The organism is Shewanella kaireitica (assembly GCF_023284045.1).
Classification (GTDB): domain Bacteria; phylum Pseudomonadota; class Gammaproteobacteria; order Enterobacterales; family Shewanellaceae; genus Shewanella; species Shewanella kaireitica.
In genome coordinates this window covers 1-2,217 of sequence record NZ_JAKIKQ010000036.1, presented here as the reverse complement: position 1 = coordinate 2,217, position 2,217 = coordinate 1, and the positions used below count along the sequence as shown (strand labels likewise).

Sequence of the window (2,217 nt, the reverse complement as noted above, 5' to 3'; positions counted from 1 at the left end):
CCACTCTCGTGAAAAGAAGCATTACCCGAAGCCCTTAAAGCGTTTGTCACCTGAATCAAATCCCCGAAGGTTTTCAACTCTCTAACACCGCTGCAAGTCCCGTACTACCTAGCTTTTGCTAAGAGTAGTTGGCCTGCTGTGCCGTGTCAGTGGATGCGCATTATAGGGAGTTCCTGTGTAAGCGCAAGTGCTTTTATCAATTAAAACAACCTTTTTTAAAAGTCACAGATAAACCACATCATACACACCACTTACCCCCAGACTTACCCACAACCTAGCCCAAAATCTAAACCTTAACCGCCAAGCGGGATATTGAGTCTAGTACAGTATTTAGGTGCTGGTAGGTCTAAAACAAAAAATATTAGCTGGCCTATAAAAGGTTCAGGCCAAAAGATATAAAACCTGCCGTTGCTATGACATCTATATACAGAGCTAATAAGAAACTAATTATGCAACCTAACTAAGTAGCTATATATACTAGCTCTAAGTAAGTAAACAAAGTGGCACTCAGGGCTAAAGCTTAATTGAATTACTTACAAATGGTGCCTGAGCATGGACATAAGTAAAAATGGGCTAGCTAAATTCCCCCATTACAACTCAAGGAGCTTTAGATTAACGAATCATCAGTTTCTACAGATTATCTAGATCTCACTTAAACAAGAACTGACAAGAGCGCTTTCCTTCAAATGTAAATATCCGCTTTCTTTTTAGTGCATACTATTAAGCAAGACCTTAAATCTAACTATTGCCGCTAACGAGTATCGAAAACTCTATAAACAAGCTCTAGCCTTACTTTGTCAAAGTAGTATGTAGTATAAAAACCACAATCAGGGATATTTGGCAGCACTATTGCTATCCTCAACTTAGCCTATGTTTATTGATACTAACACCGTCCTAAAAGTGCGATAAAAGACATCCACAATGATCTAACCTACATCGGTAGTTTCAAGAGTGAGCCCCTAATTATGATCCCTAAAGATGCTACAGGCACCTTGATGACATTCGTATCATTATTTTACTAACAGCTAATAATTCATAAATCAGCAAATGCGACGACACTAATCATGCGAGTTTCTATCATAACCCGGCCTAAATAATACTGCTCACATTAGCCAATCTCTTTCATCCTTTAGATAGCAGACGGAATACAAGGAAATGACTAGCTTAAATGATTGTAGAGCAGCCTTGCTAAATATCATATTTGGCTATTAGCCAAAGTTCATTGCTCTAAGGCCGAATCAATTACAAACATAATAAAACTCACTATCTAATGACAAAGTTTCAACTATCTATACAATAATTATGTTTTGTTTTCGCCTTTACAAAAGCCAGATGACAAATGGCACGCAAAAATCTTTACAAATCAAATGAATGCACAAAATACGGTCATGTAAGGGCAGAATATCGCACTAATTTACCATAATAAAGTTATGTGCCCAGAAAGGACGACTTTTACTAGAATGTATTCAAGAGTCTAGTTGCGCAAGTCGCATTTAAAAAGCAGGGCGGCTAGGTGCATAGATCTGTTAAATATCTGAAACACCAGAACACAATCTATAATCAGAATTAGTAGCGGATTAACATAGGCCTGGTTATTTATACCAGCTTAAGTGAATAAACCACCTTAATAGGTTGTCTTCTTCAATTAATTTAAAACCTTAAGATGACCTACTCTCTATTACCACAGCAAGCGATAGATGGGCCTAGCTGGGAGCAAGGACAGGGACGTGATAAATACCAGAAATGCATCGAGGCAATTTTCTGGCCAAGCTCAATGCCGGATTGACATCGAGCTAGCCATTTATACCTAATTAAGTGAAGAAGCTACCTAAAAATAATCTTGTCGCACCACACCGTAATCACTGCAGCCCTAAGCGCTATAGCAAAATGATTAACTTGCTCAGATTCCAAACGTAAAAAAGCCCGTTGCGTTAGCAACGGGCTTGATACTCTCTTACGAGAAATTAGGCGCCTGGAAATGACCTACTCTCACATGGGCATATCGGCCACACCGCTATCAATGTAACACTATGAGAGTTAGCGAGCACGATTAACTCGCTCAAACTGCAGACGTAAAAAAGCCCGCTATATAATAGCGGGCTTTGATACTAATTAGGCGCCTGGAAATGACCTACTCTCACATGGGGAAACCCCACACTACCATCGGCGATACTGTGTTTCACTTCTGAGTTCGGAATGGGATCAGGTGGGACCACA

The 2,217-nt window shown here is 39.6% G+C and carries 1 rRNA gene; it reads right to left on the bottom strand.

Annotated elements, in window-relative coordinates:
• Positions 1-2,118: 2,118 nt before the first annotated feature.
• Positions 2,119-2,217: ribosomal RNA gene (gene rrf / locus L2730_RS21840) — 5S ribosomal RNA — on the bottom strand; the annotation flags it as partial.